This is a genomic window from Thiomicrospira microaerophila (assembly GCF_023278225.1).
GTDB lineage: Bacteria > Pseudomonadota > Gammaproteobacteria > Thiomicrospirales > Thiomicrospiraceae > Thiomicrospira > Thiomicrospira microaerophila_A.
The window spans coordinates 1,630,154-1,656,887 of the sequence record NZ_CP070959.1; the positions used below are offsets into that span (position 1 = coordinate 1,630,154).

The 26,734-nt window shown below is 43.3% G+C and carries 29 protein-coding genes and 1 other RNA gene; 9 read left to right on the forward strand and 21 right to left on the reverse strand.

What is annotated here, in order from left to right:
* Nucleotides 1–99: 99 nt before the first annotated feature.
* The 7 genes from htpG to guaB form a co-directional block, all read right to left on the reverse strand.
* Entirely contained in the window at nt 100–2,007 is a 1,908-nt protein-coding gene (htpG, locus tag JX580_RS07920; RefSeq protein ID WP_248851905.1) for a molecular chaperone HtpG, read from the reverse strand.
* Between the two features lie 143 nt (nt 2,008–2,150).
* Nucleotides 2,151–2,735 (reverse strand): hypothetical protein, encoded by a 585-nt coding sequence (locus JX580_RS07925; protein WP_248850008.1) that lies wholly within the window; start codon nt 2,733–2,735, stop codon nt 2,151–2,153.
* Between the two features lie 29 nt (nt 2,736–2,764).
* The gene (locus JX580_RS07930; protein WP_248850009.1) at nt 2,765–4,846 is read right to left on the reverse strand and encodes a chemotaxis protein CheA; all 2,082 of its coding nucleotides are present in this window, start codon (nt 4,844–4,846) and stop codon (nt 2,765–2,767) included.
* Nucleotides 4,847–4,876: 30 nt separating this feature from the next.
* Nucleotides 4,877–5,452 (reverse strand): chemoreceptor glutamine deamidase CheD, encoded by a 576-nt coding sequence (gene cheD, locus JX580_RS07935; protein WP_248850010.1) that lies wholly within the window; start codon nt 5,450–5,452, stop codon nt 4,877–4,879.
* A gap of 98 nt (nt 5,453–5,550) precedes the next feature.
* Nucleotides 5,551–6,108 carry a tRNA adenosine(34) deaminase TadA gene (tadA, locus tag JX580_RS07940; RefSeq protein WP_248850011.1) on the reverse strand — a complete coding sequence of 186 codons (558 nt, stop codon included), beginning with the start codon at nt 6,106–6,108 and terminating at the stop codon, nt 5,551–5,553.
* Nucleotides 6,099–7,679, reverse strand: a complete 1,581-nt coding sequence (gene guaA / locus JX580_RS07945; protein WP_248850012.1) for a glutamine-hydrolyzing GMP synthase — start codon at nt 7,677–7,679, stop codon at nt 6,099–6,101. The genes tadA and guaA overlap by 10 nt, the downstream gene beginning before the upstream one ends.
* Before the next feature lie 69 nt (nt 7,680–7,748).
* Entirely contained in the window at nt 7,749–9,209 is a 1,461-nt protein-coding gene (gene guaB / locus JX580_RS07950) for an IMP dehydrogenase (RefSeq protein ID WP_248850013.1), read from the reverse strand.
* Between the two features lie 325 nt (nt 9,210–9,534).
* On the opposite strand from guaB, the gene JX580_RS07955 reads away from it, so the two are divergent.
* Nucleotides 9,535–9,870: a hypothetical protein gene (locus tag JX580_RS07955; RefSeq protein ID WP_248850014.1), complete on the forward strand. Its 336-nt coding sequence runs from the start codon at nt 9,535–9,537 to the stop codon at nt 9,868–9,870.
* Between the two features lie 49 nt (nt 9,871–9,919).
* Here the strand turns inward: JX580_RS07955 and JX580_RS07960 are convergent, their stop codons facing one another.
* A complete protein-coding gene (locus JX580_RS07960; protein WP_248850015.1) occupies nt 9,920–10,294 on the reverse strand; it encodes a hypothetical protein in 375 nt (124 codons plus the stop codon).
* Between the two features lie 128 nt (nt 10,295–10,422).
* Between JX580_RS07960 and JX580_RS07965 the strand changes: the two genes are divergently transcribed.
* From JX580_RS07965 to recN, 3 genes are all read left to right on the forward strand, one after another.
* Nucleotides 10,423–11,205 carry a flagellin gene (locus JX580_RS07965; protein ID WP_248850016.1) on the forward strand — a complete coding sequence of 261 codons (783 nt, stop codon included), beginning with the start codon at nt 10,423–10,425 and terminating at the stop codon, nt 11,203–11,205.
* A gap of 87 nt (nt 11,206–11,292) precedes the next feature.
* On the forward strand, nt 11,293–12,168 hold the full coding sequence (locus JX580_RS07970; protein WP_248850017.1) for an NAD(+) kinase: 876 nt from the start codon (nt 11,293–11,295) through the stop codon (nt 12,166–12,168).
* Nucleotides 12,168–13,835 carry a DNA repair protein RecN gene (gene recN / locus JX580_RS07975; RefSeq protein WP_248850018.1) on the forward strand — a complete coding sequence of 556 codons (1,668 nt, stop codon included), beginning with the start codon at nt 12,168–12,170 and terminating at the stop codon, nt 13,833–13,835. Before JX580_RS07970 ends, recN begins: the two co-directional genes overlap by 1 nt.
* Before the next feature lie 44 nt (nt 13,836–13,879).
* Here the strand turns inward: recN and fur are convergent, their stop codons facing one another.
* Nucleotides 13,880–14,284, reverse strand: a complete 405-nt coding sequence (gene fur, locus JX580_RS07980; protein WP_248850019.1) for a ferric iron uptake transcriptional regulator — start codon at nt 14,282–14,284, stop codon at nt 13,880–13,882.
* Between the two features lie 234 nt (nt 14,285–14,518).
* On the opposite strand from fur, the gene JX580_RS07985 reads away from it, so the two are divergent.
* Nucleotides 14,519–14,755, forward strand: a complete 237-nt coding sequence (locus tag JX580_RS07985; RefSeq protein ID WP_248850020.1) for an outer membrane protein assembly factor BamE — start codon at nt 14,519–14,521, stop codon at nt 14,753–14,755.
* Here JX580_RS07985 and JX580_RS07990 read toward each other — a convergent pair.
* Together JX580_RS07990 and JX580_RS07995 are read right to left on the reverse strand one after the other, a co-directional pair.
* Entirely contained in the window at nt 14,752–15,042 is a 291-nt protein-coding gene (locus tag JX580_RS07990) for an RnfH family protein (RefSeq protein ID WP_248850021.1), read from the reverse strand. The two genes, JX580_RS07985 and JX580_RS07990, sit on opposite strands and share 4 nt — an antisense overlap.
* Nucleotides 15,035–15,484, reverse strand: a complete 450-nt coding sequence (locus JX580_RS07995) for a type II toxin-antitoxin system RatA family toxin (protein WP_248850022.1) — start codon at nt 15,482–15,484, stop codon at nt 15,035–15,037. Before JX580_RS07995 ends, JX580_RS07990 begins: the two co-directional genes overlap by 8 nt.
* 46 nt (nt 15,485–15,530) lie before the next feature.
* Here JX580_RS07995 and smpB point away from each other — a divergent pair, with 46 nt between their 5' ends.
* Nucleotides 15,531–16,010, forward strand: coding sequence for an SsrA-binding protein SmpB (smpB, locus tag JX580_RS08000; protein WP_248850023.1), 480 nt, complete (start codon nt 15,531–15,533; stop codon nt 16,008–16,010).
* A 111-nt stretch (nt 16,011–16,121) separates the two neighbouring features.
* Nucleotides 16,122–16,478: a transfer-messenger RNA gene (gene ssrA, locus JX580_RS08005) on the forward strand.
* A 136-nt stretch (nt 16,479–16,614) separates the two neighbouring features.
* Here ssrA and JX580_RS08010 read toward each other — a convergent pair.
* The 10 genes from JX580_RS08010 to JX580_RS08055 form a co-directional block, all read right to left on the reverse strand.
* Nucleotides 16,615–17,223: a LexA family protein gene (locus JX580_RS08010; protein ID WP_248850024.1), complete on the reverse strand. Its 609-nt coding sequence runs from the start codon at nt 17,221–17,223 to the stop codon at nt 16,615–16,617.
* 11 nt (nt 17,224–17,234) lie between these two features.
* Nucleotides 17,235–18,578, reverse strand: a complete 1,344-nt coding sequence (locus JX580_RS08015; RefSeq protein WP_248850025.1) for a Y-family DNA polymerase — start codon at nt 18,576–18,578, stop codon at nt 17,235–17,237.
* 60 nt (nt 18,579–18,638) lie between these two features.
* Nucleotides 18,639–20,072 carry an exonuclease domain-containing protein gene (locus JX580_RS08020; RefSeq protein ID WP_248851906.1) on the reverse strand — a complete coding sequence of 478 codons (1,434 nt, stop codon included), beginning with the start codon at nt 20,070–20,072 and terminating at the stop codon, nt 18,639–18,641.
* Nucleotides 20,062–20,523, reverse strand: a complete 462-nt coding sequence (locus JX580_RS08025; RefSeq protein ID WP_248850026.1) for a DUF3429 domain-containing protein — start codon at nt 20,521–20,523, stop codon at nt 20,062–20,064. The genes JX580_RS08020 and JX580_RS08025 overlap by 11 nt, the downstream gene beginning before the upstream one ends.
* A gap of 7 nt (nt 20,524–20,530) precedes the next feature.
* Nucleotides 20,531–20,974 (reverse strand): hypothetical protein, encoded by a 444-nt coding sequence (locus JX580_RS08030; RefSeq protein WP_248850027.1) that lies wholly within the window; start codon nt 20,972–20,974, stop codon nt 20,531–20,533.
* A 1-nt stretch (nt 20,975) separates the two neighbouring features.
* The gene (locus tag JX580_RS08035) at nt 20,976–21,773 is read right to left on the reverse strand and encodes an FAD-binding domain-containing protein (protein ID WP_248850028.1); all 798 of its coding nucleotides are present in this window, start codon (nt 21,771–21,773) and stop codon (nt 20,976–20,978) included.
* Complete coding sequence (locus JX580_RS08040) at nt 21,770–22,018, reverse strand: TIGR03643 family protein (protein ID WP_248850029.1); 249 nt, start codon at nt 22,016–22,018, stop codon at nt 21,770–21,772. Before JX580_RS08040 ends, JX580_RS08035 begins: the two co-directional genes overlap by 4 nt.
* Before the next feature lie 117 nt (nt 22,019–22,135).
* Nucleotides 22,136–22,858 (reverse strand): FlgO family outer membrane protein, encoded by a 723-nt coding sequence (locus JX580_RS08045; RefSeq protein ID WP_248850030.1) that lies wholly within the window; start codon nt 22,856–22,858, stop codon nt 22,136–22,138.
* A gap of 34 nt (nt 22,859–22,892) precedes the next feature.
* Nucleotides 22,893–23,177 (reverse strand): hypothetical protein, encoded by a 285-nt coding sequence (locus tag JX580_RS08050; RefSeq protein WP_248850031.1) that lies wholly within the window; start codon nt 23,175–23,177, stop codon nt 22,893–22,895.
* Between the two features lie 94 nt (nt 23,178–23,271).
* Nucleotides 23,272–24,957, reverse strand: a complete 1,686-nt coding sequence (locus tag JX580_RS08055; protein WP_248850032.1) for an L-lactate permease — start codon at nt 24,955–24,957, stop codon at nt 23,272–23,274.
* Between the two features lie 124 nt (nt 24,958–25,081).
* On the opposite strand from JX580_RS08055, the gene purE reads away from it, so the two are divergent.
* The gene (purE, locus tag JX580_RS08060; RefSeq protein ID WP_248850033.1) at nt 25,082–25,585 is read left to right on the forward strand and encodes a 5-(carboxyamino)imidazole ribonucleotide mutase; all 504 of its coding nucleotides are present in this window, start codon (nt 25,082–25,084) and stop codon (nt 25,583–25,585) included.
* A gap of 40 nt (nt 25,586–25,625) precedes the next feature.
* The gene (locus JX580_RS08065) at nt 25,626–26,723 is read left to right on the forward strand and encodes a 5-(carboxyamino)imidazole ribonucleotide synthase (protein WP_248850034.1); all 1,098 of its coding nucleotides are present in this window, start codon (nt 25,626–25,628) and stop codon (nt 26,721–26,723) included.
* The last annotated feature ends 11 nt before the right edge of the window (nt 26,724–26,734 follow it).

The following is a 26,734-nucleotide window of genomic DNA, read 5'->3' on the forward strand; positions in this document are numbered from 1 at the left end:
GAAATTCTAATATAGTTTTATAATGATATTCTTATTTTATGCTTATTAAACAGATCGTCTAGCGAAAACCATTTAATAAGCAAATACACTCTAGTAAGTTTATGCAGTTCGCGCCAATAAAAGATTAACACGTTTTATAAAATCAGCCGGTGAAGCTAACTGGTCTCCTTCGGCCAGCTGAGCTTGCTCTAGTAAGAATAAAGACCACTGTTTAGTTTGCTCTTCATCATCAATCGCAGCCAAACGCACAACTAAAGCATGATCCGGATTTAATTCTAGTATCGGTTTAACCTGTGGCATCGACTGTCCCATTTGCTCCATAAGACGCGCCATATGAGGTGTAATCCCCCCTTCTTCGGCAACAATACACGCTGGAGATTCTGTTAAACGATTCGTCATCTTAACATCCGCTACCTGGTCACCTAACGCCGCTTTAACTTTTTCAGCCAAATCAGTACGTTGTTTTTTCTGATCCTCGGTCAAGCTCGACTCATCCTCAGCCAACTCTTTAATATCGCCTTGCGTAATTGACTTCAGTGACTTACCTTCAAACTCAGTTAAATGTGCAACTAACCATTCGTCAATTCTGTCAGAAAGCAGTAACACCTCAATCCCTTTTTTACGGAAAGCTTCAAGGTGCGGACTACCTAATGCCGCAGTATGCTTATCAGCAACTATGTAATAGATCGCTTCCTGCTCAGGTTTCATTCTAGAAACATAGTCCTCAAGGCGGACACGTTGTGACTTTTCACCAGTATGGGTTGATGCAAACAGCATGAGTTTAGCTAGCTTATCGCGATTGGCAAAGTCTTCAATCAAACCCTCTTTTAGAACCTGTCCGAATTGATCCCAAAAACCTTCGTATTCAGTTCGATCATCCGCCTTCGCCATCTTAGATAACTGATCTAGCACACGTTTAACCGAAGCTGAACGGATTTTATCCACTACCTGATTGCTCTGAAGAATTTCACGAGAAACATTTAATGGTAAATCATTGGAATCAATCACCCCACGGACAAAACGTAAATAAGCAGGCATCAAGTGCTCGGCATCATCCATAATGAACACTCGCTTTACATATAGCTTTAAACCATAACGGCGATCACGATCATATAAATCAAAAGGGGCTTTTTTAGGAAGATAAAGTAACGAGGTATACTCTAACGTTCCTTCAACCTTGTTATGCATCACCGCCAAAGGCTTCTCAAAATCATGCGAGATGGTCTGATAGAAATTATTGTATTCTTCATCCGTCAAGCTTGATTTAGGTTGCGTCCAAATAGCCGTTGCCTTGTTAATTTGCTTCCATTGCTTCTCGGTAACCGTTTCAACATCCTGTTCTTCACTGTCTTTATCAGCTGCAACAGATACCTCTTCAAGCATCTGGATAGGAAAGTTAATATGGTCAGAATAGGTGGTAATAATATTTTTTAACCGATAGTCGCTCAAGAACTCATCCATCTCATCTTTTAAATGCAGAACAATTTCGGTTCCTTTTTTTGCTTTCTCAATGGTTTCTAATGTAAATTCACCTTCACCATTTGACTGCCACTCAACACCTTGATCTATTGCAGCGCCAGCTTTGCGGGTTCTCAGCGTTACCTTATCTGCTACAATAAAAGCTGAATAAAATCCGACACCAAATTGACCGATTAGATGGCTGTCTTTAGCTTGATCCCCTGTCATTTTTTCCAAAAACTTTTTGGTACCCGAGTTTGCAATCGTACCAATATTTTCAATCACCTCATCGCGTGTCATACCTATACCATTGTCACGCAACGTAATGGTTTTAGCTTCCTTATCAAACTCGAGCTGGATAAATAAATCAGACTCGCCTTCACTTAAGTAATCATTTGACACGGTTTCAAAGCGCAACTTATCTAAAGCATCCGAAGCATTTGAAATTAATTCACGCAAAAAAATCTCTTTGTTACTATAAAGGGCATGGATCATTAGCTTAAGTAATTGCTTTACTTCAGTCTGAAAAACATGGGTTTCTTTACTCATACTCATTTAAAAAAGTCTCCTTGGGGTTGTTATTAAACGACCCTCTTTTAATGGCGACAAAGTTATAAATTTCAAGCCCCTGATAAACAAAAAGCCCCAATAAGGGGCTTAAGAATTAAAGAAACAACTAAACAATGACGATTTTAAAACAGCTCTATTTCTTCCTGTTCTTCTTTATCATCGCTCATACGCTTCATCATGCGTTCCTTCATGATTTCAATGGCCTGAACAGATGGAATGTGCTGGTCAAAAATAAGCTCAAACAACTCTTCTTCTTCTCTCATCGTCGTTCCACGACGAACCGCTTGCTTAAACTCGTTCCATTCTTCAACATCTTTCACGCGCATTTCATGCGATACGATTTCGGCCAAACCTGACAAACCATGTGAAACGTGACCCAGACGCTGACTAAGTTTGTCATAAAACTGAAAAGCGATGATGGCCTGTTGCATTTTTTGCGCCAGCTCACCCGTCTGATTCAACAAAAAAGAATGTTGCTTATGGAAAATAATATCATCCGTTTCGACTTCTGACATTTTCTCCGTAGCCGATTGAATTTCTTCGATATGCTGGGTCATAAAGCGGAAGGAGTCAATTAAAGCATTTACTGAATTATCACCCTCAGTAATAGAAAGCTCAATTTGAGCTACAGATAAATTCAAAACCAAAATGGTTTGTTGAACCTCTTTCGCCCCTAGGACGTAATCCGTTTTTTCTAATATGTCCATAGTTATCCGTTATCCCTTAATCTAAGACATTATGCTGCTGAAACAAGATGAGGCTGCTTCTTATCAACAACCGAAAGTTTGTGCGAAGTTAAAGCTTCTGCTATATCAATAATTAGAGCGACCTTACCGTCACCTAGAATGGTCGCGCCTGCTATCCCAGATATTTTCATAAAATTGGTTTCTAAGCTTTTAATAACAACTTGTTGCTGCCCTAATAGATCGTCAACAAAAATACCAGAACGACGTCCGCCCTCTTCAACCACTACCAACAGCCCGTCAGTTAGATCTGTTTTTGCGTCATCAACACCAAATCGCTTGTGTAACCGAACGACCGGAATATATTGATCACGTAGTTTATAGAGTTCAGCTTGACCAGCAATTCCCTTGACAAGGCTTTTATCAACCTGAATCGACTCAACAATAGAGACCAAGGGAAACACATAGGTCTGACTGCCAACAGAGGCTAGCTGACCATCAAGGATGGCTAAGGTTAGTGGCAAGCGTATAGTGAAAATACTTCCCTTTCCACGCTCAGTTTGAACCTCTACACTTCCACCCAACCCTCTGATGTTTCTTCGCACCACATCCATACCGACACCACGACCCGACACATCACTCACAACATCGGCGGTAGAAAAACCAGGATGAAAAATAAGATCAACTAATTCATCTTTTGACAGGTTAGTATCTATGTCAATAATGCCTTTATCGATTGCTTTCTGCTTGAGTTTATCTAGATTTATGCCTGCACCATCATCAGTAATCTGAATCAAAATATTACCCCCCTGATGGAAAGCAGCCATTTTAACCATACCCTTGGCCGGCTTGCCCAACTTAAGGCGTTCATCAGGTGACTCAATGCCATGATCTATTGAATTACGTACAATATGAACAAGCGGATCAGTAAGCTGTTCTAACATGGTTTTATCCAGCTCAGTACCCTCACCCTCCATAATTAAATCTATGTTTTTACCAAGCTTCTGGCTCACATCATGAACAATACGCGGCATCCGATTAAAAGCAAAACTAACAGGCAACATTCGAATATTCATTACGCTTTCTTGTAACTCACGAGTGTGGCGCTCAAGATGAGTTAACCCCTCCTTAAGTTTATCAACCCAGTCAGTACTGTCTGGGCTTTGTTCAGCTTGCTCGCCAAATTGACTTAACATTGACTGGGTGATAACAAGCTCACCAACTAGGTTAACCAGTTGGTCGATTTTACTTAAATTAACACGGATAGATCCATCTTGCTGAGGTGCTTTCTTCTGCAAATCAGGCTTAGCAGCTCGCGCAACGGGTTCAGGTGCACTCGTCTTTTCAACTGGAGACGTTGCTTGTTGTTGAACAGTAGGCGTTGCTCGTTGTTCAACCATCGACTCATTCTCAGCTGAACTCTTTATAGGTTCAATCTTAATTTCTGCACCATCACCATCAATCCACTCAAATACCTCTTTAATATCATCTAGATCGACTTCCATACCTGTTAACGTGAGCGTCCAGCTTATAAATAATTCTTCAGGATTGAATTCATGTAATGCGGGGAGGTTTTTAAGATTTGCCTCTACGTTTAGCTGGCCGAGAGTGCTAAGCTCTCTGAAGATGCGTAACGGCTCATTGCCTGTTTGTAACAGACTTTTTTCAGGTAAAAGTTGAATTATCCAGCCGGTAGGCGCTGATTGATTATCAGAATTTGCAGAAACTTCGTCAGACTGTTTGATGGCTTGACCGCCAAGTATATCTTCAAGTTGACCTTGAACTGCAGATGCACGAACTTCATCAATAGGTTCATGATTCTGCAATCTGGTCAACATATCTCGCAACACATCTACCGCTGCTAACATCACATCAATGGATACCTGCGTCACATCTCTTTTGAAATCCCGCATTTCATCAAGCAAGGTTTCAAGAACATGCGTAAATCCCGCTATTTCTGAAAATCCAAAAGTTCCACTACCGCCCTTAATTGAATGAGCTGCACGAAAAATTTCGTTTATTTTTTCTGAATCAGGACTTCCTGGGGGTAACTCTAGCAGGCCTGCTTCCATAATTTGTAAACCCTCAAAACTCTCTTCCAAATAAGTTTGTCTGAACGTTTCCATCATATCCATAGCTTTATCCCCAGAGAATTTATCTAAAAATTAAAACAACTCTACATCACCTTCAACAGGTTTATGTTCTATTTTGTTGAAGTAATTACATTCTTGATCGACTAATGATTGGTTATGCATAGGATTTAGGCGCCTAACCCGCACCCTACCTGTTATAGGATAATACATGACTTTTCGCGGAAAAACATCCCCAATATCTTGGGATACCACCTTAAAACCTTCTGTATAAATATAATCGAACACAAACCCTATGTTATACCAACCAATATTAGTCATGGAACTCATAATTCGCCCACCACCAAAAATCTTAAACTCGAGTCTTTCACGCTTCGCACCCGCTCTTAGCAAGGTATTTACCATATTTTCCATAGCATAATTGCCGTAGCGGTTGGCATCTGAAAGGGCGCTATCTCGGGTCACGTTTTTGTCGATTGGCAACATGAAATGATTCATTCCTCCAATTCCGGCTAGCGGATCTCTAACACAAGCAGAAATACATGAACCCAATACTGTCTCAATGCGTTCTTCTTCTCGTGTCACGTAAAACTCGCCGGGGAGTATTTTTATTGTTGTTATCCCTTCTGCGGGATCGATGCTTTTCTGCATAACAAAATCAAATTTGATAAAAATTCATAATAACGCTTAGTTTGTCTAAATTCTATAGATGTACCGAGTATAGCGCAAAAAAAACACCTTGATTAAATTCAAGATGTTTTTTCAAGCTGTTTTGCGATATTTTTTTTCTCTAAACGTCGACGTTTGAAAAAAGAAGAAAGTTGCTGACTGCAGTCCTTCGACAGCACGCCGGGAACGACCTCTATTCGGTGGTTAAGCTTCTCAGTATTTACAAGATTAAAAACCGAACCCGCTGCCCCCGTTTTTAGATCATCTGCACCATAGACTAAACGATCTACGCGTGCGTGCACCATTGCCGTAGCGCACATGGCACATGGTTCCAAGGTGACATATAGCGTGGTTTCAGGAATACGGTAATTTTTAGTGGCCTGCCCCGCTGAACGCAGTGCAATCATTTCAGCATGGCCACTTGGATCATGCTGGTTTATCGACTGATTATAACCCACCGAAAGGCATTTCTGCCCCTTAACAATGAGCGCACCAACCGGCACCTCACCTAAACGTTCAGCGTAACTCGCCAAAGCTAAGGCATAATGCATCCAAAACAAATCCTGTTCCAACTGAGAAAAACCTGGTGGGCAAATGATACCGACCAGATCTTCCGGATCACAAAATTCTACTCCCATTCAATGGTTGCTGGGGGTTTGCTAGAAATATCGTAAGTTACTCTAGAAATTCTCGGGATCTCATTGATAATACGATTTGAAACCTTCTCCAAAAAGTCATAAGGCAAATGCGCCCAGCGGGCTGTCATAAAGTCAATCGTTTCTACTGCACGCAAGCTAACAACATAATCATAGCGACGAGCATCCCCAACTACACCGACTGACTTCACTGGTAAAAAGACGGTAAATGCTTGCGATGTTTTGTCGTATAAATCTGCTTTGCGAAGTTCTTCGATAAAAATATGATCTGCCAAACGGAGAATGTCAGCGTACTCTTTTTTAACTTCACCCAATATACGCACACCAAGGCCAGGACCTGGGAATGGATGACGATAGACCATGTCCGCAGGTAAGCCCAACTCAACCCCCAATTTACGCACCTCATCTTTAAATAACTCTCTCAAAGGTTCAAGCAGCTTAAGTTCCATATCTTCCGGCAAGCCACCCACGTTATGGTGTGACTTAATAACTTTAGCTTTACCTGTTTTTGAACCCGCTGATTCGATCACATCAGGATAAATCGTACCCTGCGCTAACCATTTAACATTGGTTAACTTACTCGACTCTTCATCAAATACCTCGATAAAGGTATGGCCAATAATTTTGCGTTTTTTCTCAGGGTCAGACTCACCCACCAACTTATCCATAAAACGTTTTTCTGCATCAACACGGATAACTTTAACCCCCATGTTTTGTGCGAACATCGCCATAACCTGGTCACCTTCTTGGTAACGCAACAGCCCATGATCAACAAACACACAGGTTAACTGGTCGCCAATCGCTTTATGCAATAAAGCCGCCACTACCGATGAATCCACACCGCCGGACAACCCAAGCAAAACCTCATCACTGCCCACTTGCTGACGAATACGTGCGATGGAATCTTCTACAATGTTTGCAGTTGTCCAAAGTTTTTCACAACCGCAAATCTGTGCAACAAAACGTTCTAGAATGCGCAAACCTTGCTTGGTATGGGTAACCTCTGGATGAAACTGGATACCATAGAACTGTTTGTCTTCATTCGCCATCCCAGCGATAGGACAACTCTCAGTACTTGCCATCAACTTAAAGCCCTCAGGCATTAGATCAACGCGATCACCATGAGACATCCAAACATCCAATAAACCATGCCCCTGAGGATTAACATGATCTTCAATATCTCTAAACAGTGAGGTATGGCCATGCGCTCTGACTTGGGCATACCCATACTCATGCTCGTCGGCATGTATAACCTGTCCACCCAACTGCTGAGCCATTGTTTGCATACCATAGCAGATTCCTAAAACTGGAATCCCCAACTCAAAAACCAGGCCTGGTGCTTTAGGCGCATCATCACCAATCACCGTCTCAGGACCACCTGAAAGAATAATGCCCTTAGCATCAAAATCTTGAATAAACTGACTATCGACATCCCAAGGTTCGATTTCGCAATAAACGCCAATTTCACGAATACGACGTGCAATCAACTGGGTGTACTGTGAACCAAAGTCAAGAATAAGAATACGATGATCATGAATGGAATGCTGTGTCATAAAAAATCCAATTTTTAAAATACAAAAAGCAGCGCTTGGCACTGCTTAGGTTAAAACAATGGCCTAAAACTAAACACGGTAGTTAGGCGCTTCCTTGGTAATCATGACATCATGCACATGACTCTCAACCATCCCGGCATTGGTAACACGAACAAATGAAGGTTTAACATTCATTTCTGCAATATCTTTACAACCGGTATAACCCATGCTTGATCGCACACCACCAATTAACTGATGGATAATCGGTGACAATGACCCCTTATAAGGCACACGCCCCTCAATGCCTTCTGGAACCAGCTTATCTTCAGCATTAGAAGACTGAAAATAGCGATCACTTGAGCCTTGCTTTTGTGCCATGGCACCAAGAGAACCCATTCCACGATAGGCCTTATAAGCCCTGCCTTGAAAATATTCCACTTCTCCCGGTGACTCTTCGGTACCAGCAAACATACTCCCTAGCATAATTGAAGAGGCACCGGCAACCAATGCCTTAGCAACATCACCTGAAAAACGAATACCGCCATCAGCAATTAAAGGAACCCCGGTGCCTTGAAGCGCTTTTGCCACGTTAGAAATTGCAGAAATTTGAGGCACCCCGACACCCGCGACAATTCGCGTGGTGCAGATAGAACCCGGACCAATACCAACCTTAACCGCATCCGCTCCGGCTTTAACAAGATCTAACGCCGCTTCAGCAGTCGCAATATTCCCACCAATTACATCAACATCAGGGAAGTTTTGCTTAACCCAAGCAACTCGATCCAACACCCCTTGGGAATGGCCATGAGCGGTATCCACGACGATCACATCAACGCCCGCTTTGATTAACGCATTAACACGCTCTTCTGTATCAGCACCTGTCCCTACTGCAGCACCTACACGTAAACGGCCATTTGAATCTTTAGAAGCCAGTGGGTGTTCGTTTGATTTTAAAATGTCAGTGACCGTAATCATGCCTTTTAAGTCAAACCTATCGTTAACCACTAATACTCGTTCAATTCTGTGCTCATGCAATAAATCCAAAACTGTGTCACGGTCAAACTTCTCAGGTACAGTAACCAGCTTATCTTTCGGCGTCATCATCGCGGTGATAGGCTTGGTTAAATCTGTCACAAAGCGTAAGTCGCGCCCAGTTACCAAACCAACCAGCTTATCGCCATCCATTACTGGAACACTGGAAATATTATTTTCTTCTGTAATTTTCAATACATCCGCCACACAAGCCGAAACCTGAACGGTAATCGGATCCAAAATCACACCATGCTCATATTTCTTAACCTTACTAACCTCAGAAGCTTGCTCATCAATCGTCATATTCTTGTGAACAATACCAATCCCGCCTTCCTGTGCCAATGCTATAGCTAAGCGAGCTTCGGTAACCGTGTCCATTGCGGCCGATACGAAAGGAATATTCAAAGTCACATTTCTGGTTAGCTTAGTTCTTAATGAAACATCTTTAGGTAGCACAGTGGAGTGTGCGGGTACCAATAAAACATCATCAAATGTCAGTGCTTCTTGCAAAATTCTCACTTTAACTACCTCTCTCAATTCTTTTATAGGTGGATTAGATATTTTTTGGCATTAATCAAGTTTTTTTCAAAACAAATAGATTTACAACAATTTCATAAACTTATATGAAAAAAACCTAACAAAACTTTGAAAATAATCTATTTTTAAACCAATTTTACCCTATTATAAAGTTTGACAGCGACGGGGTAAACTTAATAACGTATAGCCAAGCTACGAAAAACAGAAAAAATTCTGTTCGTACTTTAGCTTTTTGGGTTAATCCTATACAATAAATCCTGTGGTTTAACACATAAAAATAAAAGCTCAATTCTATCTGGAGGAATACATGAAAAAATTATTAGTAGGTGCGACTGTTGCAGCTGCATTCTCAATGACCGCGTGCGCACACAACCAATCAACCACCGCTGCAGCTGATGACGGCTATGCCTCATTGGTTGCTGAAGCTCAAGCTAAACAAGAGCAATCAAGAGCGGACGGTAATGTTTGGCAGCAGCGTAACATGAAACTGCCTTATGTAGATCACTATCTTGCCGAAGCTGAAAAAGCGCGTCAAGAGTCTGTACGCTTGGCACAAGAGGCTGTCAAGTCAGCGAATGGTCAGATTGATCAAACAAACTATGGCCGCAACTTAACACCAGGCTGGTACAAAGAAGCCAGATAACCTCTATTTAGTAATACGAAAAGCGCCTTAATTAAGGCGCTTTTTTACTTTACAAATTTCTAATTTTGTAAAGAAGCTCCAAAAGCCTCATCTTGATACTAGGTTTAACCTCGATCGGATGACGGAACTCCAAGACGACTGGTTGAGCGCCTGGGTTATACAGATCATGCTCAGGCCAAGCCATAATATCCTCGTATTCGAAACCGGTATCTATCGCCACAAGCTGCCAAGGTAACTCCTTATCTCGACCAACAGCATGGGCTCCTTGAGAGTCAAAACCAATCATCCACTTTGCCTCGACAATCACCTCTTTTGCCTGCCCAGACTCCATCCAAATTCGAACAAGTTCACCAGCAGCCAACAGCGTCCCATAAGGCAAAAACAAATACTGTGCATTTAAGTTAGATACAGAATAATCCGTCAAGGGGGGGCCCTCAGGAAAGGTGAAAGTACAAAACCCTTTACCACAACAAGACATGAAACAGCCCTTTAAATTCAATAAACATTGGCGTATTATAAATCTATAAATCACTTAATCTAAGGAGATTTTGCATGAGCATAGAATCCATAAACAATACAGGCTCTACTTTTTTCGGCTCAACAACGCCTATAAAAAACATGACCAGCGGACAACAAATCAATAGTGCGGCAGACAATCCTGCTGGGCTCGCCGTTGCTAACAGCCTTCAACAGCAAGCACTTCGTGATTCTGTCGGATTGCGTAATGCGTCTGACGGCATCTCTTTGTTGCAAACTGCTGAAAGCAGCTCTCGCTCGATGACCACCAACATTCAACGCATGATGGAACTATCTCTACAATCTATGAATGGAACCATGAATTCTGCGCAACGCAATGCCCTCAATAGTGAATTTCAGCAAATGATGCAGGCGATAGATCAAACCTCACAAACCACCAAATTTAATGGTATGACCCTACTCAACGGAGAAAATACTGAACTAAAACTTGCCTTGGGCGGATCAGAGTCAAGCCTCAACCTTCCTGAGTTAAGTCTTGCAAGCTTAGGTTTAAGCGGACTCAACCTTAACAACTCAAACAACGCAAGTTTGGCACTGGATATACTCCAAAGTGCTAGTCGACTACTAGACGACACTCAAGCATTGTTTGGTGCTCAACAGAATGGCCTGATTAGTGCAGGAACTCAATTGATGAGCCAGCAACAAAACACCCTCGCAAGCTTTAGCCAAATCATGGACACCAATTATGCTGAATCCGCCAGTGATAAAGCACGCGATGATGTATTATTTAAAGCCAGCATGATGATGCAAGCACAAGGTAATCAAGACCGTGCAAACGTTTTACAATTGATCAATTAATTCAAACATGTATTGGTTTTTTACTGGCGCGGCTGCTTGCCTAACCCCTGTTAGAGTATAATTTGAAAAAACTTTGAAGGGGTAATTATGTTTAACAGCATTGGCATATTTGGCAAATATAACGGTTTCCACTCTTGGAAAAGCATCGACAAACTAATTGGTTTTTTTCAAGAGCACCAACGCACAGTCTATCTAGATAAAACATCCTGCGAAGATTTCCCGATAGAGCGTTATGGCGTTGATTTACTTTGCCGCGATGAAATGCATGGCAAGATTGATCTAGCGATTGTTGTTGGCGGAGATGGCACCTTTTTAGATGTCGCCCGCTATGTTGTTGATCAACAAATACCAATACTTGGTGTTAATCTTGGCCGCCTAGGTTTTCTTGCAGATGTCTCGCCAGATACTATGCTTTCGACCATGGGAGACCTATTGAAAGGCACATTTGACTGTGAAGAGCGTAATCTACTTCATGTAGAAATTTATGAACATGATCAATTGGTCTTCAAACATCTTGCATTTAACGATGTCGTTATACACAAACCTGACACACCCAAAATGATTGAATTCGAGACCTTTATAAACAAACGTTTCCTCAAAAGCCAACGTTCTGACGGCATGATTATCTCCACCCCTACCGGCTCCACAGCCTATGCACTGTCGGCAGGTGGCCCAATTGTTCATCCAAGCCTTAATGTTATTACACTGGTGTCAATTAACCCTCACACGATGAGCAATCGACCCTTTGTTATAGATGGCAACAGCGACATTGAATTACGCGCGCATGAAAACTGTAACGGTGTAGCCCGCATCACTTGTGATGGCCAAGTCACCTTTGAAATCAATGCTAAACATCGAACGTGCGTAAAACGCCACCCGCATTTTATAAAACTCATCCACCCATGTGGCCATGACTATTTTCAACTTTTAAGAGCTAAACTACACTGGGGTGAGAAACTTTAATGCTAAAAGAAGTCCAAATACAAAATTTAGCCCTTATTGAAGACCTGTCGCTTCAATTTAACCAAGGCTTTTGTGCACTAACTGGTGAAACAGGAGCGGGCAAATCTATCCTACTGGACGGGCTGGGACTCATATTAGGCCAACGGGCAGATACAGGCTTAGTAAGACATGGCGAAAAAAGAGCAGAAGTAAGCGCGCTATTCGAGATCCATAACCAGCCCAAGGTAATAGAGTGGTTAACTGAACAAGCACTTGAAGATGAAAATCAATGCCTAGTGAGGCGAATTGTCTACGCCGATGGTGGTTCAAAAGCCTTTATCAATGGACGCCCTGTTCCTGCCAGCAGTCTTAAAACACTCGGGGATTTTTTAATTGATATACACGGTCAACATGAGCACCAATCACTGATGTCAAGCCAGAATCAACTCACCCTTGTTGATGCCTATGGCCAACATCAATCTCAAATTGAGCAAGTCAAAAACAGCTTCAAGCAATGGCAAAACTTAACAAAAAAATTTCAGTCATTAAAAAACAATCAAGCTGAACACCAATCAAAACGCGAACTTGCTGAGTTTCAATTAATTGAATTTAACAAGGTACAACCTCAAGCAGAAGAGTTCGATTCACTATCGGCAGAACAACAAACACTAGCACATGCACAAGAGATAAAACAAGCTGGCTTCGCAAGCTATGAAGCACTGGATGGTGATCAAGGTGCAACTCACTATATCAATGAAGCCCTCCAACAACTTGAAAAGCTAGCCGCCTTTAGTCCTGCACTTAATAACCAGCTTAATCAACTAAACAGCTCATTAATAGATCTTCAAGAAGTCGCCAATGACATCCATCATTACACTGAAAGTGTAGAACTTGATCCTGAAAGACTAGAAATCGTTGAGCGTCGCTTAAACCAACTGTATGGTTTAGCAAAAAAATACCAGCTACATCCGGATGAACTCACGCTTAAACATCAACAACTAGAAGATAACCTGAACAACCTAATGCAAGAGTCTTATTCACTGGATGAGCTGCAACTAAAGATTGACCAGGCCTGGTCAATCTATGAGAAACACGCTTTAATACTCAGAAAAGCGCGAATCAAATCGGCAGAAGCACTCTGTATCAGCGTCACCGAGACCATGCAAACCCTAGGCATGCAAAAGAGTGAGTTTAAAATAGAGCTTAATTCATTAGAAAAACCAACATTAACTGGGCTCGATCGCATCGACTTCCTAGTCAGCGCAAACCCAGGCCAACCAGCAAAACTTCTCAGCAAAGTCGCTTCAGGAGGAGAACTTTCAAGGATTAGCCTTGCTATCCAAGTAGCCTGTGGCCAAATTGCTCAAATACCAACTTTAATTTTCGACGAAGTCGACGTAGGAATAGGCGGAGGGGTAGCTGAAATTGTCGGGCAAAAAATGCGACAACTTGGCCAGCACTGCCAAACCCTCTCAATCACCCACCTTGGACAGGTTGCCGCTTATGGAAACCAGCATTTAAAAGTTATTAAGCACACCCACGAAAACAAAACAATCACTGAAGTTAATGAGCTCTCGAATTCGGAGCGCGTGGAAGAAATAGCAAGAATGATTGGTGGACTAGAAATAACCGAACAAACGATTAAGCATGCAGAAGAATTGTTAATGCGAGCTCAAAATCAAATTTAACCTGCGAAGCGCGGGGATCTTCCCCCACGCCAAACAACTTGTAATTATTTCTCTAAACTTCCATAAATGACAAGATTATGGCCAGATAAGTTATAACCGTTTTCTTTGGCTATTTCACGAATTCTTTCCTCAATCACAGGATCAACGAATTCTTTGACATGGCCTGTTTTGACACACACTAAGTGGTCATGATTATCGCCAGTATCTAATTCAAAAATTGAAATATTATTTTCAAAGTTGAGTCTTCTTACAATCCCTGCCTGCTCGAACTGAGTCAGTACACGATACACCGTCGCCAAACCCACCTCTTCACCCTGCTCAAGCAGAATTTTATAAACATCTTCAGCGGTCAAATGATGTTGATCACCCGCACCCTCAAGAATTTCTAATATTTTAAGACGTGGAAGGGTCACTTTCAAACCCACTTTTTTTAATTCAGCACCGCTCATAATAACTCCATTTTAATTATTCTTGTAGACTGACTAAGAACATCTCGATCTATACGTTATAATAAACCAAGTTAATAGATTAACGCCAATTAAAATCCACACTCAACCCAATTAATTTTTACTAACAAAGCCCAAATAAAATTTATGAAAATACGTTCTGTAAAAATAGCCGTCATTTTAACCGGCCTCTTTTTTCTTCAAGCTTGTGGCGGTGTAGCCCCCTACAAGGCTCCCATGATGCAAGGCGTTGTCATTACAGAAGCGATGCTTGAAGATCTTCAAGTTGGACTTCACCGCTCTCAGGTTAGGCAACTCCTCGGACCCGACTATGGCGCCAATCCTTTCAAACCCCACCACTGGGAGTATATCTACACTAGTGCCAATACTGATTTACATTCGGATGCTATTCGACATCTAATTATAGAATTCGACAACGAAGGCTATTTGAAACACTGGGAACGGATACGTTAACTCGACTCTGCTCTCTCTTCTTCGACCTGTTTTCTCCTACGCTCTCTTGGATCGGCCTTTAATGGCCGATAAACCTCAATCCGGTCGCCATCTCTGACAAGGTAATTTAAATTTACAGGCCTACTAAATACACCAACCTGCTCAATAACCAAATCGGGCTGATCATTCAAAAGAGGAGAGGATTCAACCGCTTGTTTTGCCGTGACCCCATAGGGTAGCTGTAATTGATATAAAAATTGCTGTTCGGGCAAGCCATAGGCCACCTCTATAGAAATCAAATTATCCACCGAGCTTCCCCTCCCCATAAATAGCTTTAGCACGCTCAACGAAACTGTCTACTAGCGTATTAGCAATCTGCTCAAATATATTGCCCAATAGCTGGCTCATCAAACCATTTTCAACTTCAAACTCAATCTCAAAACTAACCTTACATGCAGCTTTATCTAAGGCTTTAAAGTACCACTCACCATTCAATGATTTAAACGGTCCATCTACCAATTTCATTTCAATACGCTCTCCCTGAACCAAAGCGTTATTTGTTGTAAACGACTTCTTCAAACCCATTTTTTGAATCAGGATAGTGGCTTTCATAAGCTTTTCGGTATGTTCCAATACTTGAGTTCCGCCACACCAAGGTAAAAAATTAGGATACGCCCCGACATCAGCCACAATATCAAACATCTGCTCAGCAGAATAATTTAACAACACTGTTCTCGAAATTTTCTTCATCTAGACCTTATCCGTAAAGTTGTATTTCCGTTATAATAGCTGAATTATGGCAAAAAACTCAAAAAAACAAAACAACTCGAATCGTATAGCGGACAATAAAAAAGCCCATTTTGACTATTTTATTGAACAGAGAATTGAAGCAGGCCTGGTGCTTGAAGGCTGGGAAATTAAAAGCCTACGCGCTGGTAAAGGGCGAATTACGGAAAGCTATATTCTCCTAAAAAACAACGAAGCCTGGTTATTTGGAGCCCACATACACCCGCTCATTACTGCTTCTACACATACAGAACACGACCCTCTGCGGACAAGAAAATTACTTTTACATCGAAGAGAAATTGACCGCCTAATGGGGCAAGTTGATCAAAAGGGATACACCGTTGTAGCGCTAAGCCTCTACTGGAGCAAAGGACACGTAAAAGCCGAAATTGGTTTAGCAAAGGGCAAAAAACTACATGATAAGCGTGAAACTGAAAAACAACGAGACTGGAACCGCGATAAACATCGCATTTTAAAATCTAACCGCTAAAACAACAGACTGAGCAAGCAGGCCTGCTTGCTTGCTCAGTAACTGAAAAACTCTTGATAAAAAAACCCCAATACAATATAAAAAAGCATATAATTACAAGTTATCCAAATCGGGGCTGCATTGGTTTCGACGGGGAGAACGAAGTTTAAGATGCATGTCGTGCCTGAATGATGCACGTAAATCTTAATTCAAATTGTTATAGTTGCAAACGACGATAACTACGCTCTAGCGGCTTAATCCCGCTGGTGCGGCACAGGGCAGTTGTTCGTGGCTCCTGATGCCGTATCGACTTACACGGAATCGTATTTACCGCGTGTTTGGGTAGGTAAATATTAAAACAGACAAACTCGTTTTATGTGGTCCCTGCTAGTCGGGCAACATTAAAATTAAATTAGTAGACTAAATAAACATGTAGACTCTTTGATGGAGGCTTTCCGGACGGCGGTTCGACCCCGCCCAGCTCCACCAAACAATAAAAAAGCCGCTTCATAGCGGTTTTTTTGTGCCTGAAATAAATATAAATCAATAACTTAATATTTCAATACGTTTCATTACGAATCAAAAAAAGCTCTCCCCAAAACGCCCTTGGATCCATCTGCTGTCATCACACTGATCTCAGCACCGAAACAACTACGCCCCAAATCACCAGATCTGAACCTTCACGCACAGGAATAGGATCATAACGATCATTCTCAGGCATTAGCCAGGTACCCGTTGATTTAACCGATAAACGTTTAACCGTCATTTCACCATCTATCGCTGCAATTACGATCTTGCCGTCTTTAGGTTCGGCACTGCGATCGACCGCGAGCAAATCACCCGGATAAATTCCGGCTTTTTTCATCGAATCGCCCTGCACCTTAACCAAAAAGGTAGTTTCCGGTTTTTTAATAAAATGGGTATTTAAATCAATAGTTTGCTCTAGATTATCATCTGCCGGTGAGGGAAAACCTGCCACCACCTTATGCGAGTAGAGACCCATCTCATAGTGAGTGGAAAAGTCGGGGCGAAAGGCTTGAGCATTACTAAACTGAGGCAACTCAATAACCTCTTGTTGATTAGCTGCTTTTTCTAACCAAGTCTTAATCATCGCCACTTTCGACTCCGGCACGCGCATGACTTTAGTCTGTTCACCGAACTTTCCTGATCCCATCTTACGGCCTGCCCCTTCGCGTTTGCCACCATGAGTCAATATTTTCTTATGTTTATCCACACTCACCCCTGTTACCAAACCGTTAAAACCTCGTCTATTCTCGTAGTATAGCGCGGAGAACACAAATCTCGGCGCATTTGCCAAGGTTTTTTTGCCCTCAAACCCTCGGCAGCAAACTGCATAGTGCCTCGCCCCATCTGTTGATTCACCTGATCCACCACCTTCATCAAAGCATCGGATTTTGGATTAGCTGAAAACCTAGGGTTGGGCGCAAATACATCGAGCTGCATCGCGCCTTTAGGATGAATATCGCTTAAACATACGCCCGCTTTATGATAAGCCAGGCCTGGTTGCCAAATACGATTTAGCGCACGTTTAGCCATCGTTAATAATAGCCCTGTATGATTGGTTGGATAAACCAATCCGTAGGTGTGTTGATTTTGATAGAAGGGCTTAGCTACCTGGAAGGGATTGGTGCGAATAAACACTGAAATATACTGACACAATCCATCCTGGGCGCGAAGCTTCTGCGCTGCGCGGGCGGTATAACTGGCTACAGCCTGCGCCAAAGACTCAAAATCGGTTACCGGCTGACCAAACGACCGTGAAGTTAAAATCTGTTGTTTTGTCGGTGTACTCTCTTCTAGCGACAAGCAGGCCTGGCCATTTAACTCTAACACCAATCGCTCCATCACAACCGAAAAACGCTTGCGTAGGCTTTTGAGATTCGAATACTTTAAATCCAAAGCGGTTTCAATTTTCATCTCGTTTAATTGCAGCGCCAACTTTTTGCCAATCCCCCAAACATCCCCTACCGAAACCTGGCGCAATAAATGATTAACCACAGGCTCAGACAAGGCAGTCAGATCCAACACACCTTGATAACCTTGATGCTTCTTTGCTAAGTGATTCGCCAGCTTAGCCAAGGTTTTTGAGGTTGCAATGCCAACGGCGACCGGCAACCCCAAACCCTGTTTAATCGTCTGTTGAATTCGATGACCATAGTCTGTCAAATTCCACTTCTGCATACCGCTTAGATCCAAAAAAGATTCATCAATCGAATAGATTTCTTGCGCAGATGCAAACTCACCCAACAAACGATGCATACGCGAACTCATATCTCCATACAATTCATAGTTAGAACTAAATACCGCCGTATCAAACCGCTTAAGCATTTTTTCAACTTTGAAATAGGGTTGAAACATCATACTTGAAGGCTTCGCTGCCTGATAGCCACCTGAGCCATAATGGATAGGAAAACGCTTCGCCAAATCCTTAGCGATTTGATTCGCTGCCACAATACAACCATCATTATTTGACAGCACGACCACGGGTCGGTTTTCCAACTTGGGATTAAAAGCAATTTCACAAGAGGCGTAAAAACTGTTAGCATCCACTAGCGCATATATCGGCATGTTTTTCCTTCCAATCAACCAGAAAGAAATTGTAACACTTTTCAAAATAAAACAATATAGCTAAACCAAACAGCGAACCTGTAAGGAACGAGACGGCTTAAGCAGAAACTTGACCAGAATTTTATAGCTATCCAGTTCAATTTGGTGCGGCTCATGACGCCCTTCAAGTAAATCAGCCAAAGCCTCGTCACTGTCGGCACTTCCCATCCAGCACCATTTATAAATTAAATGAACCTGTTGCAATTTAGTCCGCTGCTCTTTCACCAAAACAGGCCCCGGCCAAGGCCAAACCTGCTGTTTAAGCGGCAACAAAGCCGTAGCCAGCCTAAGATTATACTGTGCGGGGGATTCTTGACCGATACAGCCGCCTTTGCAGCGTTTTAACTGATACGCAAAACAAGCCCCGGATGCCCTTTTATCTAAACCGCTTAATCGCTGACAAAGCTGATATTCAGCTACCCGCTTTTCTAAAGCCTTTATCGCCAACGCCTTCGAACGATACAGGCCATAACAGTTAACTAGGTCATCCGCCGTTAAACACGCCGTACTGACTAAGCGCAACTGATCGTAACCCTGCGGGTCTTGAATTACTTGAAAATGCCAAAGCTTGGTTAGTTTTTTTAATTGCCGATTATATTTGGGACTCAGCTGCTTAACCAACTTCGACTCCAACAACTGAGCGCCTAGATCACCGGCACATTCAATCCAATCCAAATGATAGACTTCACTGGCGATCTGCAAGTCTTTGGCTAGCGCCTGACCCTGAGTAAAATGACTTAAAATTCGACTGCGCAACGTAACGGACTTACCAATATAAATCACATCCCCTGCTTGATTATAAAAACGATACACTCCAGGGGAGTCGGGGCAATCCTGCATTACTTCAGGGTCAAGATTAGCAGGCAAACTATAGGTTTTTAACTGCGCTTTACACTGCGCGATCAACGCATCTTCACCCTTATCCTGCAAAACCTGCTGGATAAACAACCACAAAATCTCGGCATCGCCCATCGCACGATGACGCGGATACCCAAACCAACCAAAGCGTTCAATTAACTGGTCTAATCCATGACGCTTATATTGCGGATAAAGTGCCCGCGATAACTTGACGGTGCACACAACCGGCAATTTTAAATCTAAACCCAATCGCTTAAACGCTGCCTTAATAAAGCCAAAATCAAAACGGGCGTTATGGGCAACAAACAGCTTATTGTGAAACTTAGTCGCGAGCGTTGCCGCCACCTCTTCAAAGCAAGGCGCATCAGCCACCATCGCATTGCTAATACCTGTTAAGCCTGTAATCCAAGGCGGGATTACGCGAGAGGGTTTAATAAGCGTTTGATAACGCTCAACCACCTCACCCTGACAAACATGAATCAATGCAATTTCCGTGATTTCATCCAGATTGAGTTTGCCACCGGTGGTTTCGATATCCACAAATACCCAGTCATCAAAACCGGCCTGAGACAGGGCCTTCCAGACACTACCCAGCATAGCCACCGGCCAACCCTAAGCTGAGCATGGCAATAGCACTGGCTTGCCAACGCAAACGCCAAAACCAAGGTATGCTTTTTTGTAAGGCCAACCAATACCAATCCAAACTGAGCATAACCCCAAACCCAAGAGCTAACCCCCAAAACGAAAAACCTGAAGTTGGCCATAGCCACATTAACCAGGCCCAGAGCGCTATCACATTCGACATGGCAAGCAGTCGAAATGCCAAGGCGTGAGACGAGCTGCTGCTTTGCTGATTCAAAGCAAGCCCCCAATGAATCCCAGCGATAAAACTTAGAATCACAACCCCATAAGCTAGCAACGCATCCGTCACTGAAAAAGGCAACACAACCAGCCAAGGTGCTAAACCTAAGCTCACTAAAGCACCATACAAAAATGGCAAGGTACCTAAATAGGTTAATAATTGCGCAAGCCTAATAGCAGACATCATTTCATCCTTAACGAACACGATAATGGGTAGAAGGTTGCCGATCACCGAGAAGCGACGTCTCCACCTGCTTCCAATAATGAAAAAACCGTTTAGGCCTAAACTCCCCCAACGCTACCAGGCCTGGTGGAGTTTGCAAACTCAGCGGATTAAACTGCTGCTGAACCTGCTCAATCAAATGCTGCAACAAGGGATCCTGGGCTCGTTGAACAACCAGCTCAATTTCTTGACCCACCACCAGCGTTTGCAAAGCGCTCAAGGTATCCGCCTGATAAACTTCGCAGCCCTGCTGCGCCAGCTCGGTAACAGATTCAAACAGAAAAACCTGTCGCTTAAACGACCAGGCCTGGCTATTCAAATAAGACTGATCCCAAATAAAAACCCAACGATCTTCTGGGCGGATCATCTTAGGTCTGTGCAAAGATTCATCATGCAACCAAAAAACGCGTTTCATCCTAAGCCCCTGTTTGAAGATTTGGAAATAACTGTCTACTCAAAGACTCATAGCTCATGTTAAAACACTGATTCGTTTGATGCTGAACGTCCAACTGATCACCTGCAAACCGCTGAACATTCTCTAAGTTAAAAATATAGGGTTTGGCACTAAAAGTCGAAGCAACCCACTGCCAAGAATAATTATTTGAAGCAATATCCCCATCTAAAAGATGACTTAAAAACCACTTCGCACCGGCTTGCCACTTAACCCGACGCCAATGTACGACATAGGCGGCTAGGTAAAGACGTGCATGATTATGCAAATAACCTTCGGACAGCAGCCGCTGAATCATTTGATCGATAATTCGAACACCCGTTTGCGCCTGTTGAATATCTAGCGGTAATTCATCGGCATAGACTTGGGCACTGAATCCAGTTTTATAAGATTCGCGATCCTGCCAAACCTGACAAGGGTCAGCTTGATGCACTCGCTGAAAATAATCTCGCCAAGCACACTGCTGAACAAATCTTGCCCGCACATCACTGGGATAGCTAGCGGCTAAATCCTTCACCAAATCAGAAATCGAGATTAGACCATGACGTATATAAGGCGACAAACCAGAAACATGCCCCGTTAAATGATTGCGATCATGACGATAAGCCTCCAGATCAAGCTGCGCAATTTTCTGTTTTGCTGATCTAGCGCCGCCTTGAATAGAACTGACTTGCATATCCTGAACACCAGTAGTGGCTTGAAGATAAACAATCAATGAAGCACGATCTGGAAAATCGGTGGTCATTCGTTGCATCGTCATCATCTCGGCTTATACTGAGTTGGGCAATATCCGCGAGACACCGCTGGATCACGAAGGGCAAGATGTTTGGTTTTTCGCCCCGTTACACGCGCACGCCAAAGACGAAAACTGGAAGGTTTCAGTTCGCGACGCATCAGTTTAATGACCTGAGCCTCCGTTAAACCATAATTCAGCGTAATCGCTTCAAAGGGTGTACGATCCTCCCACGCCATTTCAATCACACGATGTTTTGCTTCTAAATCTAACATTATGTCGCACACCTATACAATATCTATATATAAATAATACAACACAATTCAGAAAATACAAAGCAAAAAGCCGGGAAAACCCGGCTTTTAAACAAAACAACGCTTAGCTAATACAAACTAACGTTGTCGCAATATGACACTATTTACATTCACAGGATAAGGCTCCTCAACCACAATACGTTGCACCTGCTGAGGCGCAGCCTTTAAATCACCATTTAATACTTGATAAACCCGATCCGCAATATAACCTTGAGCACTTGACACAAGGGTTTGATCTTCCAAACTAATCAAACGCGCATTGACCACATAACCACCACCCTGTGCCGAAACCGTTCCTGCAAGGGCATAGTGAACATTTAACTCAGTTTTTAACTTTGACACATCACGTGTAATAAGATGATCAGAACGCTGTCCGACCTCAATCGCATCCATCGCTTTGAAATCAACAACTTTGAATCCTCGTACATGCAACTGATGCATCATCTGCTCACTTAACATCAAACCAAATTTAGATGATTGGCTAAGATTGTCTAGGTTCACAAAACTGGTTACCGCAACACGGCTATCTTGTACGTTTTTAATATCACGGTTTTGAACCAGTTGATCCATCAGAAAACGCGACAACTCATTTAAATGACCCGCTGCCGTCTTGCCTTCAGATGCAGCATAATAAATCTGTGGATTTTTAGAAAACTGGGCATAATTATTTTCAATATTGACATATTGATTTGGACTAAATACGGTATAACCAGACGGTGCATAACCCATATAATGGTTTTCAGCCAAAGCCGGCACCGCAAACAAACACGCCGCAATAAACGTAACTAATTTTTTTGACATAATGACTCCTGAAAAATTGGCGAATTAAAGCCGCTCAATGCGCGTCGGCAGGTTGACAAGTTTCCGCACTCGAGCGGATCGTAACCGGATAGCTACAGGCTACACAACCCGGTAAATACTGAATAACCTCAACCGAGTTAGGACAACGAGGAACATACACTGTATCAAGTTGCACCTTTTGGCCTGATGGCTCACAATCCAAACAGTCACTTGAATAAATGACGCGTTGATTTTCATTCGTCACCATCTGAGTTGAACTACATCCAACACCAAATACGGACGCTGCCAATGTTGAAACGATCAAAATCTTTCTGACCACTCTACTCTCCCTTTACTGAGTAATTAATGCTTTTATATTTTCTTGTAAAACTGCGACATTTTATCAATAAATATATTAACTTAACTAAGTTAATTTAGTAGAAGACTGACAAACCCACCATTGCCACAATTCCAACACTGGTTACATAAAACAGCATAGGGAGCAAGGTATATCTGATAATCTGCCCCTCACGGCCAACTAGATTGACGACTGAAGCGGCAGCAACCACATTGACGACACAAATCATATTACCGGCATTAGCCCCTAGCATTTGCAAAGCTAAAATCCAGTGAGTTGGCAAGCCCGTTGCCAAAGCCGTTGACTCCTGAAACTGAGCAAACATCATATTTGAAAAAGTAGCCGAACCTGCAATAAAACTACCCAACGCCCCGACAAAGGGAGCAGCCAAAGGCCACCCCCCTTCAAAGGTAGCGGCCGCCAACACCGCCAACTCCATTGGCATCGACATTAAATCTGCCGAGTTCACGCCGGAATTTAAAAAAATCCTAACCATCGGTACCGACGCAGCCAAAGCAATAATGGTTGGTAACATTACCTTGACCGACCGCCCCCAAGCTAAGCCCGCTTGTCTAATGGGAACCCGGTGCAAAACCAGTGTGATCAAGGCTACCAGAATAAATAAAGTACCCGGTAAATACAAAGGTACCCACTTCGCCGAAATATCCGTGGACAACAATTGATTAAATTCCAGGCTTACGCTAGTTAACCAAGCCTTAAAGGGTAAAAACTCTAATCGACTAAGCACCAATAGCAGTGCAACCAAAATATAAGGCGACCAGGCTTGAAACAGAGACAAGGCTTTAGATTCGGTCGACTTTACCTTTAAAGATGACATAGCCGGAGTTTTTTCACAGCCGTCAATCTTTACCAGGCCTGGTAAAACCTCATCCAAACTTTGCGCATCAGCCGCGGACTTATCGGTTTTGAACAGCCAAACTTCCTTGGGCATTAAAAATCCTTTTTTAGCCGCCAGCACCGTTATCGCCAACCCCACCAAACCACCCAAAATAGCCGGAAACTCAGGGCCTAGCGTTTTAGCTACCAACAAAGCCGTCAAGGTATACGAAAACCCGGCCAGCAATGCAAACTTCCAAGCCGCCAAACCTTCACGCCAGCTTTTATTCTCACCAAAAAACCGCGTTAAGATCAACACCATGATAAGTGGTAAAAAACTAGCCACGAATAAATCAATCGTGCTCGCGGTAGTGGCTATCTGCATGATTTCTGCGTGAGTAGGATCAGCTAACCCCTGCCCCATGCCTACAATCACCGGCGTACCTACCGCGCCATAGGAGACCGCGCCGCTATCCGCAATCAATGCCAACACGACGGCCGCCATAGCCGGAAACCCTAAAGCCAGTAACAGAGGGGCAACAATCGCCGCCGGTGTACCAAAACCACTTGCTCCCTCTAAAAAAGCGACAAATAACCAGCCGACGATCACCGTTTGCACCCGACGATCAGGCGATATTTGCGTAAAACCTCCTCGAATAACTTCAACTGCACCGCTGACTTTAAGCGTATTGAGTAACACAATCGCGCCAAACACAATCAATAAAATCGACGCCGCGATCACCCAACCTTCAAGCACCGAGGCCGCAATTTGTACCATCGGTACCTGCCAAATCAACCAAGCCAACAGAGCAACCAAAATTAAGCTAAAACTCATCGCCCGACTGGCTGGCAAACGCAAAATAACCAAAAACAACAACACGGCCAACACAGGCATGGCAGCGGTCAACAATTGAAAAAAACTCATGATAAGCCTGCTAAAAAAATAAAGTATACTGAATTATAGCAAAATAACCTGGCGATGATTTCATTGACAAACCGTCTCAGCAGGTTATAATTTACGGTTTTTTTAAATCTGAGAGGGCAAATATATGCCAGTATCTGAACAACCTTTAGTTGGCGTTATTATGGGCTCAAAAAGTGATTGGCCGACCATGCAGCATGCCGTTGACATGTTAGTGCAGTTTGACGTTCCGCACGAAGTTAAAGTGGTGTCAGCTCACCGCACTCCAGATTTAATGTTTGACTATGCCGAAACTGCCGAATCCAGAGGCTTACAGGTAATCATTGCCGGTGCTGGCGGTGCAGCGCATCTGCCCGGCATGGTGGCCGCCAAAACCCTGATCCCCGTGCTAGGTGTACCGGTGAAATCTCGCGCCCTGAATGGTCAAGATTCATTGTTATCTATCGTACAGATGCCAGGCGGCATTCCGGTTGGCACGCTTGCGATTGGCGACGCAGGCGCAAAAAATGCGGGTATTCTCGCTGCACAAATCATCGGCAACCAAAATACCTCTGTCCGTGAAGCTGTGCGCGCTTGGCGGCAAGCTCAAACCGACTTCGTGCTAGAAAACCCGGATCCCTCGATAGACTAGGTTCACTGGCTAAACCTTCTTAGCATTTGGAGCGCGATGCATGACAAAGTTTAAACGTAATATTGGCATCCTTGGCGCTGGTCAACTCGGACGAATGCTGGCACTGGCCGGCACCCCCCTAGGTTGTCAGTTTGGGTTTTATGGTTCAGACCCAACCGAGCCTGCCGCCATTCTTGGCCACTTCTTCAACGCTAATAGCCAGCCGCTTGATCCGTTAGTTGAATTTGCCGAAGTCATTAGCTATGAAAGTGAAAATACCTCGGTGGAACTGGTCAAAAAAATAGCGCAACATACACCGGTTTACCCCAGTGCCACCTCACTCTACTATTCGCAAGATCGCGGACGTGAAAAAAGCCTGTTTGACCAACTTAACATTCCCTGCGCGCCTTATCGTCTGATAGACAATCTTGATGAACTGGAACAGGCTGTCGATCAACTTGGCTTGCCTGCGGTACTCAAAACAACAACCGAAGGCTATGATGGCAAGGGGCAAGCAGTCATCAAATCGAAAGATCAGATGCAGCAGGCCTGGTTAGCAATTGGCGAGCGCCCAGCGATCTTGGAAGGATTTATTCAATTCAAACGTGAATTGTCAATTATTGCGGTGCGCAATGCCGATAACCAGCATGTTTTCTATCCGCTGGTTGAAAACCAACACCGCGATGGCATTTTGCGTTTAACGCTTGCTCCAGCAGAAGCCATCAGCGAGCCGCTTCAACGTCAAGCCGAAAACTATATGCAAGCATTGCTGGATGAAATGGATCATATTGGCGTTCTAACGCTTGAGCTATTTGAAACAGAGCAGGGGTTAGTGGTTAATGAAATGGCACCGCGTGTGCACAACTCAGGACACTGGACAATAGAAGGTGCTGAAACCTCTCAATTTGAGAACCATATTCGCGCTATCAGCGGCATGCCATTGGGCTCAACCTCGCCACGCCAGTCTCATGCCGCGATGATTAATATCATTGGCGAAATCGGTGAGGTTGAAAAAGTATTAAGTCTTCCGAATGCTCACCTTCACCTATACGACAAAGCAGAACGAAAAGCCAGAAAACTTGGGCATATTACGCTACTCGCCAACAGTCAAGCGGAACGAGAAAAGCAACTGGAACAATTGAAAGACTGGCTGATTTAAAAGCCTATTAA

Bases quoted from the DNA above. Each gene is read 5' to 3' on its own strand.
- JX580_RS07970 (WP_248850017.1), top strand. From the start codon at position 11,293: ATGTTTAACAGCATTGGCATATTTGGCAAATATAACGGTTTCCACTCT.
- JX580_RS07985 (WP_248850020.1), top strand. From the start codon at position 14,519: ATGATGCAAGGCGTTGTCATTACAGAAGCGATGCTTGAAGATCTTCAA.
- JX580_RS07930 (WP_248850009.1), bottom strand. From the start codon at position 4,846: ATGGATATGATGGAAACGTTCAGACAAACTTATTTGGAAGAGAGTTTT.
- JX580_RS08020 (WP_248851906.1), bottom strand. From the start codon at position 20,072: ATGCTGGGTAGTGTCTGGAAGGCCCTGTCTCAGGCCGGTTTTGATGAC.
- smpB (WP_248850023.1), top strand. From the start codon at position 15,531: ATGGCAAAAAACTCAAAAAAACAAAACAACTCGAATCGTATAGCGGAC.
- fur (WP_248850019.1), bottom strand. From the start codon at position 14,284: ATGAGCGGTGCTGAATTAAAAAAAGTGGGTTTGAAAGTGACCCTTCCA.
- JX580_RS07925 (WP_248850008.1), bottom strand. From the start codon at position 2,735: ATGGACATATTAGAAAAAACGGATTACGTCCTAGGGGCGAAAGAGGTT.
- JX580_RS08065 (WP_248850034.1), top strand. From the start codon at position 25,626: ATGACAAAGTTTAAACGTAATATTGGCATCCTTGGCGCTGGTCAACTC.
- JX580_RS08035 (WP_248850028.1), bottom strand. From the start codon at position 21,773: ATGATGACGATGCAACGAATGACCACCGATTTTCCAGATCGTGCTTCA.
- guaA (WP_248850012.1), bottom strand. From the start codon at position 7,679: ATGACACAGCATTCCATTCATGATCATCGTATTCTTATTCTTGACTTT.
- JX580_RS08015 (WP_248850025.1), bottom strand. From the start codon at position 18,578: ATGCCGATATATGCGCTAGTGGATGCTAACAGTTTTTACGCCTCTTGT.
- JX580_RS08040 (WP_248850029.1), bottom strand. From the start codon at position 22,018: ATGTTAGATTTAGAAGCAAAACATCGTGTGATTGAAATGGCGTGGGAG.
- tadA (WP_248850011.1), bottom strand. From the start codon at position 6,108: ATGGGAGTAGAATTTTGTGATCCGGAAGATCTGGTCGGTATCATTTGC.
- JX580_RS08055 (WP_248850032.1), bottom strand. From the start codon at position 24,957: ATGAGTTTTTTTCAATTGTTGACCGCTGCCATGCCTGTGTTGGCCGTG.
- JX580_RS07955 (WP_248850014.1), top strand. From the start codon at position 9,535: ATGAAAAAATTATTAGTAGGTGCGACTGTTGCAGCTGCATTCTCAATG.
- JX580_RS07965 (WP_248850016.1), top strand. From the start codon at position 10,423: ATGAGCATAGAATCCATAAACAATACAGGCTCTACTTTTTTCGGCTCA.
- JX580_RS08045 (WP_248850030.1), bottom strand. From the start codon at position 22,858: ATGTCAAAAAAATTAGTTACGTTTATTGCGGCGTGTTTGTTTGCGGTG.
- htpG (WP_248851905.1), bottom strand. From the start codon at position 2,007: ATGAGTAAAGAAACCCATGTTTTTCAGACTGAAGTAAAGCAATTACTT.
- JX580_RS08025 (WP_248850026.1), bottom strand. From the start codon at position 20,523: ATGATGTCTGCTATTAGGCTTGCGCAATTATTAACCTATTTAGGTACC.
- JX580_RS08030 (WP_248850027.1), bottom strand. From the start codon at position 20,974: ATGAAACGCGTTTTTTGGTTGCATGATGAATCTTTGCACAGACCTAAG.
- purE (WP_248850033.1), top strand. From the start codon at position 25,082: ATGCCAGTATCTGAACAACCTTTAGTTGGCGTTATTATGGGCTCAAAA.
- cheD (WP_248850010.1), bottom strand. From the start codon at position 5,452: ATGCAGAAAAGCATCGATCCCGCAGAAGGGATAACAACAATAAAAATA.
- JX580_RS07995 (WP_248850022.1), bottom strand. From the start codon at position 15,484: ATGAAGAAAATTTCGAGAACAGTGTTGTTAAATTATTCTGCTGAGCAG.
- recN (WP_248850018.1), top strand. From the start codon at position 12,168: ATGCTAAAAGAAGTCCAAATACAAAATTTAGCCCTTATTGAAGACCTG.